At 60.8% G+C, this 18,427-nt stretch carries 14 protein-coding genes and 1 tRNA gene; 9 read left to right on the top strand and 6 right to left on the bottom strand.

Annotated features, from left to right (window positions below):
• The first annotated feature begins 326 nt into the window (after positions 1–326).
• The 3 genes from ACQKKX_RS16865 (at position 327) to ACQKKX_RS16855 (ending at position 4,301) form a co-directional block, all read left to right on the top strand.
• Positions 327–2,393: a methyl-accepting chemotaxis protein gene (locus tag ACQKKX_RS16865; protein ID WP_427572228.1), complete on the top strand. Its 2,067-nt coding sequence runs from the start codon at positions 327–329 to the stop codon at positions 2,391–2,393.
• A 169-nt stretch (positions 2,394–2,562) separates the two neighbouring features.
• Positions 2,563–4,065, top strand: a complete 1,503-nt coding sequence (locus ACQKKX_RS16860; protein WP_427572226.1) for a sensor histidine kinase — start codon at positions 2,563–2,565, stop codon at positions 4,063–4,065.
• A gap of 159 nt (positions 4,066–4,224) precedes the next feature.
• Positions 4,225–4,301: transfer RNA gene (locus tag ACQKKX_RS16855), tRNA-Arg, on the top strand.
• 72 nt (positions 4,302–4,373) lie between these two features.
• Here the strand turns inward: ACQKKX_RS16855 and ACQKKX_RS16850 are convergent.
• Positions 4,374–4,583, bottom strand: coding sequence for a hypothetical protein (locus ACQKKX_RS16850; protein ID WP_427572224.1), 210 nt, complete (start codon positions 4,581–4,583; stop codon positions 4,374–4,376).
• Between the two features lie 65 nt (positions 4,584–4,648).
• A complete protein-coding gene (gene cysQ, locus ACQKKX_RS16845; RefSeq protein WP_427572222.1) occupies positions 4,649–5,434 on the bottom strand; it encodes a 3'(2'),5'-bisphosphate nucleotidase CysQ in 786 nt (261 codons plus the stop codon).
• A 118-nt stretch (positions 5,435–5,552) separates the two neighbouring features.
• Between cysQ and ACQKKX_RS16840 the strand changes: the two genes are divergently transcribed.
• Complete coding sequence (locus ACQKKX_RS16840) at positions 5,553–6,599, top strand: proline racemase family protein (RefSeq protein WP_427572221.1); 1,047 nt, start codon at positions 5,553–5,555, stop codon at positions 6,597–6,599.
• 144 nt (positions 6,600–6,743) lie between these two features.
• On the opposite strand, the gene ACQKKX_RS16835 is transcribed toward ACQKKX_RS16840, so the two are convergent.
• Positions 6,744–7,604, bottom strand: a complete 861-nt coding sequence (locus ACQKKX_RS16835) for a tetratricopeptide repeat protein (RefSeq protein WP_427572219.1) — start codon at positions 7,602–7,604, stop codon at positions 6,744–6,746.
• A gap of 328 nt (positions 7,605–7,932) precedes the next feature.
• Here ACQKKX_RS16835 and pyrC point away from each other — a divergent pair, with 328 nt between their 5' ends.
• From pyrC to ACQKKX_RS16820, 3 genes are all read left to right on the top strand, one after another.
• Complete coding sequence (gene pyrC, locus ACQKKX_RS16830) at positions 7,933–8,970, top strand: dihydroorotase (protein ID WP_427572218.1); 1,038 nt, start codon at positions 7,933–7,935, stop codon at positions 8,968–8,970.
• A gap of 278 nt (positions 8,971–9,248) precedes the next feature.
• Complete coding sequence (locus ACQKKX_RS16825; protein ID WP_427572217.1) at positions 9,249–9,941, top strand: orotate phosphoribosyltransferase; 693 nt, start codon at positions 9,249–9,251, stop codon at positions 9,939–9,941.
• A gap of 93 nt (positions 9,942–10,034) precedes the next feature.
• Positions 10,035–10,961 carry a carbohydrate kinase family protein gene (locus ACQKKX_RS16820; RefSeq protein ID WP_427572216.1) on the top strand — a complete coding sequence of 309 codons (927 nt, stop codon included), beginning with the start codon at positions 10,035–10,037 and terminating at the stop codon, positions 10,959–10,961.
• A 528-nt stretch (positions 10,962–11,489) separates the two neighbouring features.
• On the opposite strand, the gene pgi is transcribed toward ACQKKX_RS16820, so the two are convergent.
• The 3 genes from pgi to ACQKKX_RS16805 all read right to left on the bottom strand — a co-directional run bounded on the left by pgi (position 11,490) and on the right by ACQKKX_RS16805 (position 16,379).
• The gene (pgi, locus tag ACQKKX_RS16815) at positions 11,490–13,115 is read right to left on the bottom strand and encodes a glucose-6-phosphate isomerase (RefSeq protein ID WP_427572215.1); all 1,626 of its coding nucleotides are present in this window, start codon (positions 13,113–13,115) and stop codon (positions 11,490–11,492) included.
• A 153-nt stretch (positions 13,116–13,268) separates the two neighbouring features.
• Positions 13,269–14,477, bottom strand: coding sequence for an alpha/beta hydrolase (locus tag ACQKKX_RS16810; RefSeq protein ID WP_427572302.1), 1,209 nt, complete (start codon positions 14,475–14,477; stop codon positions 13,269–13,271).
• 201 nt (positions 14,478–14,678) lie between these two features.
• On the bottom strand, positions 14,679–16,379 hold the full coding sequence (locus ACQKKX_RS16805; RefSeq protein ID WP_427572213.1) for a long-chain-fatty-acid--CoA ligase: 1,701 nt from the start codon (positions 16,377–16,379) through the stop codon (positions 14,679–14,681).
• A 376-nt stretch (positions 16,380–16,755) separates the two neighbouring features.
• Here ACQKKX_RS16805 and ACQKKX_RS16800 point away from each other — a divergent pair, with 376 nt between their 5' ends.
• Entirely contained in the window at positions 16,756–17,148 is a 393-nt protein-coding gene (locus ACQKKX_RS16800) for a PRC-barrel domain-containing protein (protein ID WP_427572211.1), read from the top strand.
• A gap of 120 nt (positions 17,149–17,268) precedes the next feature.
• The gene (locus ACQKKX_RS16795; RefSeq protein WP_427572210.1) at positions 17,269–18,375 is read left to right on the top strand and encodes a hypothetical protein; all 1,107 of its coding nucleotides are present in this window, start codon (positions 17,269–17,271) and stop codon (positions 18,373–18,375) included.
• The last annotated feature ends 52 nt before the right edge of the window (positions 18,376–18,427 follow it).

Here is an 18,427-nt window from a genome sequence, read left to right as displayed (position 1 = left end):
CGGACGTTGGGCGGCTTATAAGGGCAGTCAGGCGCGAAAGTCAATTGCCGAAGGCCATTGACCGAATGTGAGGAATATCGGCCTAATGCTGCGGCGCAAAACAACTTCGAAATTTTATTTTGCGCCGCACTAACTTCTTCCCAGGGTTGTTAAATTTATAGAGTATATCCTGTGGATGTATTTGCCTATTAAAACTATAAATCCGAAAAATACCGAAAGGCGAAAGTTTTTATTAAAAGGCCGATGATAATTCTGTTGGCCTTAGGCCGGTTCTTCCAGATTAACTCTGCATGTTGCCGTGCCGTCGCGCCAGGTGGGGAGGATTCATGAAAATCCGTGGCAGAATTAACTTACTGGTCGGCCTTATGAGCTTGGTTGCATGCGCAATCGGCGGCCTATCACTGTTTGCAATCTTTGAATATCGTGATCGTATCGACTCCTACGGAGTGGCGGCGGAACGCGTCTATTTTGGCGAGCACGTCAATCGGGCCGTTACTGCCGTCGTCATGGAAGCACGTGGCATCTATGCGGCCGATAACGTGGCGGCCGCCGAGCCGTTCGCCAAAGGCATTCTGTCCAACCTTGATGAACTGAAAAAAGTCATAGGGGAATGGCAGCCGCTTGTTCCCGCCAGCCAGCGTGGCGATTTCGACACGGTCGTGTCGCAGTCGCAGGGCTTTGCGCAGTTTCGTTCAGAGACCGTAAGAATTGCCCGCGAACAGGGTCCGGAGGCCGCTGCCGTTCAAGGCAATAACGAAGCGAACCGCGCCAACCGCAAGGCTTTCCAGGCCAGTATCGACAAGATCGTCGCCGCAGACCAGTCCGAACTCGTGGCGCTCGAAAAGGAACTGGATGCGTTCGGTCAGATCGTCATCCTTCTGGTTTCCGCCATTACCGTGCTGGGAGTGCTGGCCGGTGCAACGTTTGGCCTGATCACCGGCCGCCGTCATCTCAGTGGACCGATCGTCGAATTGACCGGCGCGATGACCCGGATCGCCGGCGGCGATTTCGGCACGCAGGTGCCGTCGGTCGGCCGCAAGGACGAAATCGGCGACATGGCCGAAACGGTTGAAGTGTTCAAGCGCAACGGTATCGAAGTGTCTCGCATGAATGCGGGTGAAGCCGACATGCGCGCCAAGAACGACGAATTCCGCCGCCGCATGGGCGAGGTTGTCAGTGCTGCCGTCGGTGGCGATTTTACCCGCCGCATCAACCATTCTTTCGGTGAGCCGGGCCTCGATGCCTTTGGTCGCGATGTCGACCAACTGGTGGGCAGCGTTGATGCGGGCGTGTCCGAGGTTCGACGCGTCGTCGCCGGTCTCGCCCAGGGCGATCTGACGCAAACCATGCACGGAGAGTTCCGCGGCGCCTTTGGCGAACTTCAGCAGAATGTCGATGGCGCCATGAGCAATCTGCGCAACACCATGAAGGACGTGCGGGGCGCCACCGGCTCGATCAACGACAATTCCAATGAGTTGCGCTCGGCGACGGACGACCTCTCGAAGCGCACGGAACAGCAGGCTTCCGCTCTGGAAGAGACATCGGCCGCGCTCGACGAGATCATGGCCGTGGTGCGCAACTCCGCCGATCGCGCCCAGGAGGCGAGCACGATGGTGACGGAAGCCAAGCAGAGCGCCGCCCAGTCCGGCGAGGTGGTGCGCAGCGCGATCGGCGCCATGGGTCGTATCGAGCAGGCCTCCGGCGAGATCAGCCAGATCATCAATGTCATCGACGAGATCGCTTTCCAGACCAATCTTCTCGCCCTCAATGCCGGCGTCGAGGCAGCTCGGGCGGGCGAGGCCGGCAAGGGCTTTGCGGTCGTGGCGCAGGAAGTCCGAGAGCTTGCCCAGCGCTCCGCCAATGCCGCCAAGGACATCAAGTCGCTGATCACCAAGTCTGGCCAGGAAGTGTCGAACGGCGTGACGCTGGTGCGCAAGACCGGCGAGGCCCTGACCGAGATCGAAAGCCGTGTCCACAGCATCAACGATCATATCCATTCGATCGCCACGGCTGCGCGCGAACAGGCAACCGGCTTGGCTGAGGTCAACACCGCCGTCAACCAGATGGATCAGGTGACGCAGAAGAATGCCGCCATGGTCGAGGAAACCTCTGCCGCCACCCACAAGCTCTCGTCGGAAGCTGACCACCTTTTCGGACTCGTCTCGCGCTTCGACATCGGCTCCGGCGGTGCGGCCCAGTCACGCGCAGCCCAGTCGCGCACGGCTCAGTCACGCACGGCGCCAGCCGGCACGCTGCGGGCCGTCGCCGCCAACACGCCTGCAGCGCCACAAGTTTCACCCGCGCGCCGAATGGTCGGGTCGCTGACGCGAGCGTTCGGAGGCGGCAGTGCTGCAGCCGTTGCCCCATCGGGCGATAGCTGGGAAGAATTCTGATCTTTATCGCGCGCTCAATCGACGCAATCCGGCAACGGCGGTCGCTAAAACGGCCGCCGTTGCCGTTCCATTCTGGGGCATTGGGCGAAGGATTGGAAAAATTGTCGCCTGGCGCTAATATGGCCGCCACCCGGCGTCTATGTCTGGCGCTGATCGAAGGGAGACATGCATGACAGACGACGCGGCGGTATTGCCTCGGGAAGCCGAGACACGGCCGGCGGCCGATTTGCCGCTGGAGCCGATGCCGCGTGTCTTTGGCGGGCTGTCGGGGCGGCTTCTCTGGCTCACCGTCATTTTCGTCATGCTGGCAGAAATCCTGATCTTCGTGCCGACCGTTGCCAATATGCGCGACGGCTGGCTGCGCGATCGGCTGGATACGGCGGCCGCCGCGGGCATCGTCATCGACGGTCTGCAGCCGGCCGAACTGCCGCGCGCCGTTCAGGACGATACGTTGCTTGCCACCGGCACCAAGGTGATCGCGCTGCGCAAGGACGGCACGTCGCGCCTTCTTGCCGCCATGGATATGCCGCCACAGGTCGACGAACAGATCAATCTGGCTGCCCAGACGCCGCTCGTCTCCATGCGCGATTCGATCGAGACACTGATCTTCGGCGGCAACCGTATCATGCGCGTCTACGGTCCGATCGGCGAAAGCGACATGATCATCGAACTGGTGATGAGCGACAAGGTCCTGCACAAGGCCATGCTCAGCTTCTCACGCGACATGTTCATCCTGTCGCTGATGATCTCGCTGATCACGGCCTTCATGATCTACGTCGCCATCAACCGGATGATGATCAAGCCGATCCGTCGGCTGACGCGCGGCATGCAGATCTTTTCCGAACATCCCGAGGATCCGGGACGGCTGTTCAGCCCGGGCCGGGAAAAAGGCGAGCTCGCGGTTGCGGGCCGCCACCTGACGGCAATGCAGGTGGAGCTGCAACGCACGCTGAAACAGCAGAAGAACCTCGCCGACCTTGGCCTTGCCGTATCCAAGATCAATCATGACATGCGCAACATCCTCGCCTCCGCGCAGCTGATGTCCGATAGGCTGGTCGATGTCGAGGATCCGATGGTGCGCAGTTTTGCGCCAAAACTGCTCCGCACGATCGATCGCGCCGTGGAATATTCGACCGAGGTGCTGGCTTACGGTCAGGCGCGGGAAGCCGCTCCGAAACGCCGGCTCATCCGATTGTCGACACTCTGCCAGGAAGTCCGCGACATGCTGGCGCTCGATCCGGAAGGCGGCATCGACTATGTCGAGCAGATTCCGGCCGATCTGGAGGTCGATGCCGACGGCGAACAGCTCTTCCGCGTCATTCACAACCTCTGCCGCAACGCCGTGCAGGCTCTGGCGCAGGCCGACGTGATGGACCCGCTGCTTGGCCGGCGCGTCGCCCTGACGGCGCAGCGTGTCGGCAGCGTGGTCAGCATTACCGTCGATGACACCGGTCCCGGCATGCCGCGCAAGGCGCGTGAAAACCTGTTTTCCGCATTTCGGGGCTCGGCGCGTTCCGGCGGCACCGGCCTTGGTCTGGTTATCGCCCGGGAACTGGTTCTCGCCCATGGCGGCACGATCGGCCTGGTGGAAAAACCGGGGCCGGGAACGCAGTTCCGCATCGAGATTCCGGACCGTCCGGTTTCCTTCGAAGACTATCGGGCACGTGCCTGATCACGTTTTGTGCAACGAATTCAATGCTGCGAACGACTTATGTCGGTAAAATGACAAATCGGGCGGGAAAATCGCTTGCATTCGTTTCCGGGACGTTTTAGAGGATCGCCACGCCAGCGGGAAACGCCGCTGACGAGGCGGGACACACCGCCGACAGACGCACCCGTAGCTCAGCTGGATAGAGCACCAGACTACGAATCTGGGGGTCAGGAGTTCGAATCTCTTCGGGTGCGCCATTTCTCTCCCTTTGATATCGTAATGAAGTTTAAGCCAATCGTCCTGCGTATGGCCTGGACCGTTGTCGTCGACTAATGGCGTCGCCAAAGCGTGCCGGCAACATAGCCCAGCGCCCATGTCATGACCGCCACCGCAAGCCCGACGCTGATCACGCCTGCCGGTGTAATCCGAGCGCTCGCCCGCATGGTCATGTGTTTTCCAACACGCATTTCGAAATCTGAGCAGATTTCGTCGGGTCCGGATGGTGGGGCCGCAGAAGCAATCTTCTCCATCAATGCCATGACAAACTCCGGTTCAGATATGCCGCGTCTTTCGAAGCGTCTCGTTACATGCTTGCTGAGCATGTTCAGGCTGGTTCAGCCGCCCGCCCCCAGGCGATGAAGGAGGGGTTGGCAAAGTCGCTGTCATGGGCCTGGTTGCGCTTGCCATAGACGAGCGGTTTGCCGTCCAGGCCCAATGTGCGCCCACCCGCTGCCCGCAGGATCGCATCGCCGGCCGCCGTGTCCCATTCCATCGTGCGGGTAAAGCGAGGATACACGTCGGCCCCGCCTTCCGCCAGCATGCAGAATTTCAGCGACGAACCGACGCTACGACAGTCCGTGACCGCGTGCTCCGCCACGAAGGCGTGGGTCTGCGCATCGCAATGCGAACGGCTGATCAGTCCGACGGGCGGCTCGACCACGGTACGGCTGGTGATCGGCACGCGGATGCTCACCGCGCCCTCGGGCGAGACCGCCATCTTCCACGCCCTGTCGCCCTCGCCGGCATAGGCCACGTTCAGTGCCGGCGCATAGACGATGCCGGCAACCGGCACACCCTGGTCGATCAAAGCGATATTGACGGTAAAGTCGGCCTTTCCGGCAACGAACTCCTTGGTGCCGTCCAGCGGATCGACGAGGAAGAAGCGAGCGTCGATATCCGGCGCATGGCCGGCCGCGACCGCCTCTTCGGCAATCACGGGAATATCGGGAAAGGCCTCAGTCAGGGCTGAAACGATGATCCCCTCGGCAATTTCATCCGCCTGCGTAACCGGGCTCGCATCGGCCTTCAGCGACACGTCCATGCCGTTGCGATAGACATCGAGAATAGCAGCACCCGCTGTCAGGGCGGCTTTTCCGAATATGGCGAGCATCCGACGCTTTTTCCCTCGATTTGCCGTGGCGGACCGGTCTAGAACTATCCTCACTTCTGCACCCGATCGAGGATGCGGACAACGGAAAAATAGACCTGCTCATACAAGGAAGACCTAAATGAGGTGGAAGCGCACGATCCAGTTGCTGGATGTCCATTGCGAAGGCGAGATCGGTCGCGTGGCCATCGGCGGCGTGCCGAAAATCCCAGGTGAGACGACGGCCGCGAAACTGGCATGGCTGAACAGCGATCCGAAAGGTCAGGAATTGCGTCGCTTCCTCTGCCTCGAACCGCGCGGCACACCGCTTGGCTCGGTCAATCTTCTGCTGCCGCCGACCGATCCGTCCGCGGATGCCGCCTTCGTCATCCTGCAGCCGGATCAGGCGCATGCGAGCTCCGGCTCCAATTCGATCTGCGTCACCACCGCCCTTCTCGAAGCCGGCATCGTCGAAATGCGCGAGCCGGAAACCGTCGTCACGCTGGAAACCGCGGCCGGGCTCGTTCGCGCCGTCGCCACCTGCCGGGATGGACGTTGCGAAAAGGTCAGGCTCACCATGGTGCCTTCCTTCGTGCACGTACTCGATCAGAAGCTGACGACCCCGGAATGGGGCGAAATCGTTCTTGATGTCTGTTACGGCGGCATCTTCTATGCGCTGGTGGATGTCGGCCAGATCGGCCTGACCATCGAAAAGGGCAATGCCGCAGCGCTGGTCAAGGCGGGCATGGTCATCAAGCAACTTGCCAATGCGGCACTTCCGGTCGCGCATCCGGAAATTCCGGCCATTTCCGGCATCGCCTATGTGATGTTCCGGGACCGTGACGCCGATGGCGCCGTGCGCACCTGCACCACCATGTGGCCGGGTCGGGCGGATCGTTCGCCGTGCGGCACCGGTAATTCCGCCAATCTGGCGGCGCTGCATGCCCGCGGCAAGGTCAAGGTCGGCGATGTCTTCGTTTCCCGCTCCATCATCGGCTCGGAATTCAAGGTCGGGCTGGAGCGAGAAACCACGATCGCCGGAAAATCCGCCATCGTCCCAACCATCACCGGTCGCGGCTTCACTTTCGGTCTGCATCAGGTGGCGCTCGATCCGTTCGATCCGCTGGCCGGCGGCTTTGCCATGACAGACGTATGGGGTCCATCGGCCGGCGACATACCGGAGGCCTGAGAAGCAAAAGCCCGGACCGTGCGAACGGTCCGGGCTTTGAGAGCGCATGTCCGGGATGGACGGACGGCGCTTCCGTATCGCGGGTGCAGACAGAGGCTTGGCCCAGATATCCCTGGCTTCTACCTGGCCTCCGATATTCCCGCCTCAGATATCCTTGGGCTTGACGCCAAACGGCTCGACATCGCCCTGCTTAAGCACCAGCGTGCTGACGCTTTCAGCCAGGTCGTCCTGCTGCGGTGCCGGCGGGACGACACCGCGCTCTTCGATCTGGGCAAGCTTGTAGGCGCCGAACACGTCACCCTTCTCGGCGGCGGAACGGAACATTTCGGCGGCCCGTTCGGGATTGCTGGCAATGCCTTCGCCAGTCTCGTACATCAGGCCAAGGTTGATCATGGCATCCGTGCTGCCGCGCTGAGCGGCCAGATCGTACCATGCGATGGCCGTCTGGTTGTCCTCGGGGACAAGCGTGCCTTCGTCATACATTGCGCCGATATTGAATGCAGCGGTATCGTCGCCGCCCAATGCGGCTTCCTCGAACCAGTGCAGCGCCTGCTGACCATCGGCCGAAGTGCCCAGGCCGTCGCGATAGGCAACGCCGAGATTGTACTGGGCAAGCACGTTGCCGCTGGCTGCAGCCTCGCTATAGAGCTTGAACTCAGCCTGGACATCACCCATGCGGCCCATCAGCATGCCGAAATTGACCTTCGCGGCGGAATAGCCTCCATCCACAGCCGCCTGATAGGCGGACATTGCTTCATCCGGTTCCTGCGCCTTGTTCAGCGCACGGCCGAGCTGAAAGGCAAAGCGTGGGTTCTTGGTGGCCTCATAAGCGGTGCGGCAGGCATCGATGGCGCCTGCGCCGATTTCGTCGATACCCACCGGGGCAAAGCTTGCGTTGCGATCCTTGTCATAGGCGCTGCCGGCCAGGCGGTCGCAATCGCTCTGCAATGCCGCCGTCTGCTCGACCTTGGCACGCTGTTCGGCGTTCAGGGAAACGGTCAGCATGCAAAGTGCAGCGACACTTCCTGTGGTCAGCAACATCATTCGATTGACTTTATTGGAACGGGACTTCATCCTCGCCTCCGGCTCATGATCACTTAAAGATTTTATGACCGAACGCTGAAATTGCGCGGGGGTTCCGATTTTCCTGGCGCTTTCGCGGCCGTTCGAAGGGTGTTGCGCCCGGAAAGCGTGCGGGAACGCGGGCCTAAAGCGCTGAATTACAGTCGCTTTCCTTCAAAAGCAGAATTTTAATCACGCTTTGGTGCGCAGTTGTTTCTGCGGGTCTTTCGGTGGTATGGCGAAGGTTCTGTTGACAACAAGGCCTCGTCTCATGACCCGCATCAGCATCCGTCGCCCCGATGATTGGCACCTTCATCTTCGTGATGGCGACATGTTGAAGGGCGTGGTCGGCGATACCAGCCGCCACTTTGCCCGTGCCATCATCATGCCCAATCTCGTGCCCCCGGTCGTAACGGTAGAGGATGCCAAGGCCTATCGCGCGCGCATCATGGAAGCCCTGCCGGCCGGTGATCGTTTCGAGCCGCTGATGACGCTTTACCTGACCGAACACACCGATCCGGACGATGTCGAGGCCGGCAAGGCGAGCGGATTGATCCATGCGGTAAAGCTTTATCCGGCCGGCGCTACCACCAATTCGCATGGCGGCGTGCGCGACCTGGACAAGGTGATGCCGGTGCTGGAAAGGATGGCGAAAATCGGCCTGCCGCTTTGCGTACATGGCGAGGTGACGACGCCGGAAGTCGATATTTTCGATCGGGAGGCGGTGTTCATCGATACGGTTCTCGATCCACTGCGCAAGCGACTGCCGGACCTCAAGGTCACAATGGAACATGTCACGACGTCCGACGGGATCGATTATATCCTCTCCGCGGAAAATAATCTGGCGGGTTCGATCACCACCCATCACCTGATCATCAACCGCAACGCCATTCTGGTCGGCGGCATCCGCCCGCATTACTACTGCCTGCCGGTCGCAAAGCGTGAAAGCCACCGTCTTGCGCTGCGTGCCGCGGCAACGTCGGGCGACAGTCGCTTTTTCCTGGGGACGGATTCCGCCCCGCATGTCGATCCCCTGAAGGAATGCGGTTGCGGCTGTGCCGGCATCTATACCTCGATCAATACAATGAGCTGCCTTGCCCATGTCTTCGAAGAGGAGGATGCGCTTGATCGGCTCGAAGCCTTCACCTCCTTGAACGGTCCGGCCTGGTACGGATTGGCACCGAACGAGGACCGCATCACGCTGGAGAGGCAAGCGGAACCCGTACAGTTTCCTGCAAAGCGCGAGACGGGGGCCGGTCCCGTCACGGTCTTTGATCCGATGTTTCCCCTCTATTGGACGGCCGTGTAACCGAAAGCAGGATCCTGGTTTCGGGTGTTCGGCAGGCAATCGATCGCCACTGCGTCGGGATTCGCCGCGCGTTTCTGAAAGCACGACCGGCCCTGGCACGCGGTCTGTTCGTTTCGGCGGCTTTCAACATGGGCAGTTTGTTTATCCAGGCTTGCCGTGATCACTGGAAGCGCAACCATGTTGCTGCTACAGGATCGACCCGGAAATCGGCGCGATTTCGGGAGCGGGCAGTGCTCCTTTCAGAAACATCGTCGCAACGGATCGCAAGGAGCGGAAACATGCACACGACATTCACCGATCGCACGGTCATGGCAGACCTCATGGCGAAGATGCTTTGGGAAATCGGGGCGGTGCATTTCAACGCGGCACAGCACTACAAATTCGCCTCGGGCATGATGAGCCCCGTCTATATCGATTGCCGCAAGCTGCTTTCCTATCCGCGCGTCCGCTCCACAATCATGGATTTTGCCGTCGCCACGCTTCTGCGCGATGCCGGTTTCGAAAAGTTCGACTGCATTGCCGGTGGTGAAACGGCGGGCATTCCCTTCGCGGCCCTGCTGGCCGACCGTCTCGGCCTGCCGATGATCTATGTCCGCAAGCAGCCGAAGGGCCATGGCCGCAATGCCCAGATCGAAGGCAACATGCCGGAAGGGTCGCGCGTTCTCGTCATCGAGGACCTGACCACGGCCGGCGGTTCGATGTTCAAGTTCATCGATGCGATCCGCGCAGCCGGCGGCGTCGTCGATCACGGCATGGCGCTGTTTTACTACGGCATTTTCGACGAAGGCGCGCTGCGCTTTGCCGATGGCAAGGTGCAGTTCCATCACATCGCCACCTGGCGCAATGTTCTCGCCGTCGCGCGTGATCAAAAACTGTTCGATGAAAAGACGCTGTCGGAAGTGGAAGCCTTCCTCGATGCGCCGCTGGAATGGTCCGCCCGCAATGGCGGCATCGCCGAATTGCCCCGCTGAACGGCCATCCACGAAGCGAGCTTTTGCTCTGGTCAATTGTCAAAAGCTCGCTTATTCCTGTGCCAAACAGGTTCTTCCTCGGGAGGGAAATTCATGATTCTGTGCTGCGGTGAAGCCCTTATCGACATGCTTCCGCGCGAAACGACGCTCGGTGAGCCGGCATTTTCGCCCTATGCCGGCGGTGCCGTGTTCAACACGGCCATCGCTCTCGGACGCCTGGGTATCGATACCGGCTTCTTCACCGGCCTTGCCGATGACATGATGGGTGACATCCTTCGCGACACGCTGCGCAAGAGCAATGTCGATTTCAGTTATTGCGCGCTTGCCTCGCGCCCCAGCACGATCGCCTTCGTCAAGCTCGTTGATGGTCACGCAACTTATGCCTTCTACGACGAAGGCACAGCCGGTCGCATGATTACCGAAGCCGACTTGCCGGCACTGAGTGATGATTGCGAGGCTCTGCATTTCGGCGCGATCAGCCTCATTCCGGAACCCTGCGGCTCGACTTACGAGGCGCTGATGAAGCGCGAAGCCGCCACTCGCGTCATCTCGCTTGATCCCAACATCCGCCCCGGTTTCATCAAGGACAAGGCGGCACATTTGGCCCGAATCAACCGCATGGCGGCGATGTCGGACATCGTCAAATTCTCTGATGAAGACCTCGCCTGGTTCGGAATGGAAGGCGACGAGGACACGCTTGCCCGCCATTGGCTGCGTCACGGCGCAAAGCTCGTGGTGGTGACGCGTGGCGCCGAAGGTGCCGTGGGTTACACGTCTGCCCATAAGGTGGCGGTGCCGAGCGAACGTGTCACGGTTGTCGATACGGTCGGCGCCGGCGATACATTCGATGCCGGCATTCTGGCGTCACTGAAGATGCAGAGCCTGCTCACCAAGACACAGGTGGCGAACCTGAGCGAAGACCAGATCGCGAGCGCGCTGGCACTGGGTGCGAAGGCTGCGGCAGTCACGGTATCGCGGGCAGGGGCCAATCCGCCATTTGCGGCAGAGATCGGGCTGTAAGATCAGGCCCGGACGCCTGCGTCAGCTATGACGCAGGCGATAGAGAACGAGCAGTGCAATGATCAAAAGCACCGCGCCGCTGCCAGCATAAAGCGAGAGTGCATCCATTCACCTGTCTCCGAGCTTGAGCAGAAAAGCTTCGCCGATCATATTTAGCACAAAGCCCATTGTCAGCCAAATCAGGGTGGCACCGAAGATCATCAGCATCTCGATATAGGTTTTGGGATCGTCGGCCCGCTCTGAAATATGGGTGCGAATAGTGGCGCGACGACACCTGCCGCTCCAACTGAAAAGCAGGCGGTAGAGAGGCTGTCGGCAGAAGATGCACGAAGTTTCAGTATTTCGTCCCGGATGATCGTCGGCTGTTCAGGTGCAGAACGGCCTATCAACTCGCTTCCTACCCTTCTGGCAAGCGAGCAGATAGGTGCCGTCAGTACAAAAAAGTGCCCTGCCGAATAGCGCCATCATGATCCCGCTCGATAATCGATCTGACGGGATCATTTAAACATAAAGGCGATTATGTATCGCTCATTTCTTAAGCCCCGCCAGCGTCTTCACGAGACCCTGCGTTGAGCTGTCATGCCCGGCAGCACTTTCCTTGCCTTCCACCACCGGCAGCAGCCCCGTCGCCAGTTCCTTACCGAGCTCCACGCCCCACTGGTCAAAGGAGTTGATGCGGAACAGCACGCCTTCGACGAACACCCGGTGTTCGTAAAGCGCCACCAGACGACCGAAGGCAAACGGTGTCAGCTTGTCGTAGACGAAGGTGATCGACGGGCGGTTGCCTGTAAAGACGCGGTGCGGTGCGATGAAGTCCGCCTTCTTGTCGTCCATGCCCTTGTCGGTCAGCTGCTTCTTGGCTTCTTCGAATGTGCGGCCCTTCATCAGCGCTTCCGACTGCGCCAGAACGTTAGCGATCAGCAGGTCGTGCTGGTGACGCAGTTGCGGCTCAAAGCTGTTGGCAGCGATCATGAACTCGGCCGGGATGATGCTCGTGCCCTGATGGATCAACTGGTAGAAGGCATGCTGGCCATTGGTGCCGGGTTCGCCCCAGACCACGGGGCCGGATTCACCCTCGACCGGCGTGCCGTCGATGGTGACACCCTTGCCGTTCGATTCCATGTCGAGCTGCTGCAGATAGGCCGGAAAGCGCGACAGGCGCTGGTCATAGGGCAGGATGGCGCGGGTCGGGTAGCCCAGCACGTTGCGATGGTAATAGCCAATCAGGCCGAGCAGCATCGGCAGGTTCTTTTCCGTCGGCGCGGTGCGGAAATGCGTATCCATGGCATGGGCGCCGTCGAGGAAATGCCCGAAATTTTCCGGGCCGATGGCGAGCATCAATGGCAGGCCGATCGCCGACCAGATCGAATAGCGGCCGCCGACCCAGTCCCAGAAGCCGAACACGCGTGTCTTGTCGATGCCGAAGGCGGCGACCTTGTCGAGGGCGGTGGAAACAGCGCAGAAATGATGCTGGACGGCATCGTCACCCAATGCATCGGCCACGAATTTGCGGGCCGTCTGGGCATTGGTCATCGTCTCGATCGTCGTGAAGGTCTTGGAGGCGACGATGAACAGCGTCGTTTCAGGATCGACGAGCTTCAGTGTGTCGGCGATATGGGCGCCATCGATATTGGAGACGAAATGCGCGCGAGGACCGCTATGGTAGGGGGAAAGCGCCAGCGTCGCCATGACCGGGCCGAGGTCAGATCCGCCGATGCCGATATTAACGACGTCAGTGATCGCCTTTCCAGTGGCACCTTTTAGCGATCCCGAGCGGATGCCCTGCGCAAACTCGCCCATCGCGGCCAGCACGGCATTGACGTCGGGCATCACATCCTTGCCGTCGACCAGAACCGGATTGTTGGAACGGTTGCGCAGAGCCGTGTGCAGGACCGCACGGTCCTCGGTGAAGTTGATAGCAACGCCGGAGAACATCTCTTCGCGCTTCTCGGGCACGCCACCCGCTTCCGCCAGTTCCACGAGTAGGCTGAGGATTTCGGCATTTACGGCCGTCTTCGAAAAATCCATGGTGAGGTCATCGGCGGAAACGCTGAATTTCTCGAAACGCTGCGGATCGGCCGCGAAGGCGGCGCGGATGTCGGTCGCCTTGGTGGCGGCAGCGGTGGTTTTCAGTTTTTCGACGATCGCCTGCATGGCTTGCTCCTGACGGTGCGCACGGGAGGTGCGGAAAGGGCGGTACGGATAGGATCATCGGGAACCTATTCGCTTTCGACGTCAAATCAAGCCTTGTCGCACCCCGGTGCGGACTAAGGAGACAGCATCTGGTCAGCCGGATAATGAATCGGATCAGCGGCCGACCGCGGTCTCGACCGTGTTGCCGACGGAGCGCCCGAGGCGGTCAACCTGATCGCCGTAACTGCGTCTTGTCTTCGGATCGAAGATCGAGATCGGCGCATTGACGGCCACGCTTGCCGCGCCACCCACCGTCTGCGCCGTGCCGAGCGCGACGGCGCCGATGCGCTCGCCAAATCCGACGTCGCTGTCGGTCACGGTCTGGCCCGCGATCAGTCGGTTGCCGAGAAGTTTGACCACTTCGGGACTTTCGGCGAATTTGCCGTGGTTGAGGCGATCGCCGCCCTTCAGGGCGGTCAGGTCAAGAACGACGATGCCCTGCTTCTCGAATTCGGAGCGATAGGGCTCGATGGTCGGGTCGACCTGCCCCAGCCGATCGATATTGCCGGAAATCCTGCGCGACAGGCTGAGTGCGCGGTCGTCGCGCGAAACGAACAGGGTGAAACGAGGCCCCTTGGTGCCGATCTCGGCGATCTGCCGGCCGAACACATCGACATCGAGATCGGGCGAGGCAAGAATGACGTTGCGGATTTTTGGTGCCACGCGGCCGTCGCGGATCGCCATCTGTCGTAACGCTTCCACGGTCAGCCACGAGCCCATGGAATGTGCCATCACCACCACTTCGCCGACTTCCGGGTTGCGGGCGATAGTGCGCAGCATGTCTTCCAGCGCGTCGCGGGAATAGTTCGTGCTTTCCCGGTCGTAGTTATAGGCAAAGATGCTGCCGCGCGACGGCCAGGTGAATAGGATCGGCGCCACATCGGCACCGCTGTCGTGCACGATCTGCGCATAACGGTAGACGGCGTCCTCGTAGCGATTGTTGAAGCCGTGGACGAACACCATCACCCGTTTGCTCGCAGGCAGGTTCTCATGCAGCCAGCGATGCGCCTGGGGTCTCGTCGTCGGCGTTACGGAGAGTGTCGCGAATTCCCTCGCCGGATCGGCCGGCAGTTTCCTCGGCCATTGGACCTGGCCGGTCTCACGTACGCTGTCGGGCGGAATGGAAACGGCGATTTCGGTAATGGCCGGATGAGCACCACGCTCTCCGGAATAGAGCACGCCCGGGGTTTGAGACGGGCGACGGGTCGTGGCGACCAGAACGTCGACCTTGGAAGCGCCGGCGACCGCCGCATTCGCCGTCGGGATCAGCACGCCTTCGGGCCGTCCGGCGCAACCGCTCAGCATGCCGAGCAGTGCCACCATCGCGATGAAACGGTGAGAGAGGATGATACGCACGCATGCTCCAGATTGCCGGCTCATCGGACAACTAGTGTATTGCGCATCGATCGTCCATCGCTGCGATGTCCTTGATCCGCATTGCCGCGCGATGCGGCGCGGCCTGTCGCCGCGATGCAACGGGTGGCGACGCTGTGGTGTACGACAGACACCGGCAAGGGCCAGCGCCTATTCCCGCAACATCCGGCGCAGGATCTTGCCGACATTGGATTTTGGCAGCTCGGCGCGGAACTCGATGAAGCGCGGCCGCTTGTAATTGGTCAGGTTGGCCACACAATGCGCCTTCACGTCCGCTTCCGTCAGGTTCGGATCCTTCTTGACCACGAAGATCTTCACCGCCTCGCCGGAATGTTCGCATGGCACTCCGATCGCCGCGCATTCCAAAACGCCGGGATGCGCCACCACGACTTCCTCGACTTCATTGGGATAGACGTTGAAGCCGGAGACGAGGATCATGTCCTTCTTGCGGTCGACGATCTTCACATAGCCCTTGCCGTCCATGAAGCCCATGTCGCCGGAGCGGAAATAGCCATCCGGTGTCATCACTCTGGCGGTTTCGGCTGGCTGCTGCCAGTAACCGGCCATGACCTGCGGTCCGCGGATGCAGATTTCGCCGACTTCGCCGTTCGGCAGAACCGTATCGTCATCGTCGCGGATCGTGATGTCGGTCGAGGAGATCGGCAGGCCGATCGTGCCGGTAAACTCGGTCGTGTCCAGGCGGTTGGCGGTGGCGACCGGCGAGGTCTCCGACAGGCCGTACCCTTCCGTCACCGGGCAGCCTGTCATCTGGAGCCAGCGCTCGGCCACCGGCCGCTGCACGGCCATGCCGCCCCCGAACACAAGGATCAGAGAGGAGAGATCGAGTTTCTGGAACGCGGCATTGTTCATCAGCGCGTTGAACAGCGTATTGAGGCCCGGAAAAACATGCGGCTCGCATTTGGCAAGTTCTGCCACGAAGGCGGGAATGTCGCGCGGATTGGGAATGAGGATATTGTTGGCTCCGGTCGCCACCCCCATAAGCGAATTCACCGTCAGCGCAAAGATGTGGTAGAGCGGCAGCGCGCAGACGAAGTTCAGGACTTCCGGCTTCTGCTTGTTGATGAAGGCCGTTTCCAGCCAGTAGCCCATCTGCTCCTGATTGGAGAGAAGGTTGCCATGGGTCAGGACCGCACCCTTGGAGACGCCGGTCGTGCCGCCGGTATATTGCAGGAAGGCGATATCCCCGAGCGAAACCTCTGTCGGTTTCAGTGTCTGGCCGGCGCCCTTGGAAAGTACCGACTTAAAGGTGAGGGCTGATGGTATCGACCATGCCGGCACCAGCTTTTTCACCCGGCGCACGACGAGATTGACAACATGGCCCTTGAGGCCAAGCATGTCGCCCATCGTGGTCACAACGACATGGCGCAGCGGCGTCTTGCCCAGCACCTGCTGCACGGTATTTGCAAAGTTTTCGAGCACGAAGATCGCGGTCGCGCCTGAATCCCTGATCTGGTGTTCCAGCTCGCGCGGCGTATAGAGCGGGTTGACGTTCACGACGATCATCCCGGCGCGCAAAATGCCGTACACCGTGACGGGGTTCTGCAAAATGTTGGGCATCATCACCGCAACGCGATCGCCCTTCTTCAATCCCTGTGATTGAAGGAACGCGGCGATCTTGCGGCTTTCGCGCTCCATCGCCTCATAGGTGAGGCCCTTGCCCATGCTGGTGAAAGCGGTGCGGGCGGCATAACGCTGACAGCTTTCCTCGAACAGCTCACCCAGAGACTGACGACTGAGCGGCGGCAACTCTGCCGGAACGTTCGGCGGATAAGATGCCAGCCAGATTTTCTCGACAGGCGCTTGCGCCGGTGCAGCAGCAAGATCAGTCATCTATTCTTCCTCCCTGTTGTCAGCATCCGTCTCCGCTCACCTCTTCGGGAACCGGAAGCCATACTGCCGGGTCGTGACAAGCGCAAAGGTCCTCCCACCCCTGGCCGCCGACAGTATCGCACGGATATGGCCGTCAAGGCCAGCCAACAGCAACCTAGATAACCTTGACGTAAACGTCAATTGTGGGGAGAGCCGTTAAACGCCGCGATCGGCGCACGCTCGAATCCTTGGCAATCGTCTCGCGCGCGCTGTTGCTGCGGACCGCCGTAGCATGGCAGCGACCCGCGGGCGTTCGCGAAGGAGTGCCGGAACCAATGCCGGCGATTGCGAGTTGGGTTTTCGTAATTCGACGGAAACATCAAACAGGAGGTGCATCATGTTGCATCAGGAACCCCGCGCCGGCCAGGACCCCTATGTCAAGGACAGCCATTCCCTGATTGCCAGCGACAAGGTCGAAGGCACCAAGGTTTATGGCGCCGACAACAAGCATATCGGCTCTATCGAGCGCATTCTTCTCGAAAAGCGCGGCGGTCGCGTCGCCTATGCGGTGCTGAGCTTCGGCGGCTTCCTCGGCATCGGTGACGACCATTACCCGCTGCCCTGGGAAAAGCTGCGCTACGACGAGCAACTCGACGGTTACCGTATCGACCTCACCAAGGATCAGATCACCGGTGCGCCGCGCTATTCCGATCTCAATGACGACAGCTGGTACAAGGAAAACGACCGCAAGGTCTACGACTACTACGGCGTGCCGCCCTACTGGATGTAAGGCGTCCATCATCGTCCGGTAATTTTGATTGGAGGCTCCGCTTGCGGGGCCTCCTTTCGTTGATTAAGCCTTGGCCTATAGGCGACCTGATCGACGGACGAGATTGGCCATGGCCCCTGCATGAGCGGACAAGCGACCACAATACGCGACCTCGAACGCGACGATATCGACGGCGTTGCGCGTCTGTTTCAAAAGACCTTCCGGGGGAGGGCGAAAGCGTCCGCGTCGCTCAACGACAGTCTCGAGCAGTCGTTCTTGCGGCATCCATGGGACGAACCGGGGCTGCGCTCGAAGGTGGCCATCGATGGCAACGGCCACCCTTGCGGCTTCATCGGCATCGTGCCGGCTAGGCTTGAACTCGAGGGAAGAAACGTCCTCGCAGCTTTTGCGGGTTCGATGATGGTCGACGACCCCAAGGCAAATCCGCTGGTCGGCGCGCGCCTCCTGCGGGCGTTCCTGGCGGGCCCGCAGGATATTTCGCTGACCGAAACAGCCAATGCCACTGCCCTCAACATGTGGCAGAAGCTCGGGCACCCGCTCGACCCCGCCTACAGCCTCAACTGGCTGAAAGTTTTGCGCCCGGTCTCGACCGGCGTTCAGCTTGCAGAGCGGACTGTTCCCGCGTTGCAACTTGCGCGACCGCTCGGTCGCATTGCCGATCGCGCCGTCGGTTGGGTGCGCCGTCCTGCGCCGCTCGATCAGCCGCAAGGCCGGCGGCCGATGTTTCATGATGTCACCCGGGATGATTTCGCTCGTGCGCTCCTTGTCCTGAAGGATGCCTACCCCCTACGGCCGCGCTGGGATGCCGGCTCGCTTGACTGGTTTGTCAGACAGGCGGAGCAGAAGCGCAGTTTCGGCTATCCCGAATGGCGGGTCGCCGATGGACCGGATGGCCGTCCGATCGCGGCCTATGCCTATTTCGCCAGCGCGGGCGGCATCGGTTGGGTCCTGCAGGCCGTATCGCTGTCCACGCAACGAGAGGGGTTGGTCGACGACCTGTTTGCGCATGCACATGCCTACGGTTGCGCCGCCCTTCGCGGCGCTGCCCACCCATGGCTCGTTCCCGCCCTGATGCAGCGGCGCGCTCTGTTCGTCGGCCGTGCCTTTTATGTCGCCCATGCCCGGGACAAGACATTGCTGGAGCCCGTCAAGGCCGGTCAGGCGCTGATCAGCGGGCTTGCCGGCGAAAGCTGGATGCGCCTGATCGGCGACCGCTTCGACCTCTGAAACCGCCCACGGATCGGATTGTCCGAGCGAACCTCCGTGTTCGCTCCAGTCG

This window comes from Neorhizobium sp. NPDC001467 (genome assembly GCF_050275975.1).
Classification (GTDB): Bacteria; Pseudomonadota; Alphaproteobacteria; order Rhizobiales; family Rhizobiaceae; genus Neorhizobium.
The sequence above is the reverse complement of the archived record's forward strand: the minus strand, read 5'-3'. Positions and strand labels throughout refer to the sequence as shown.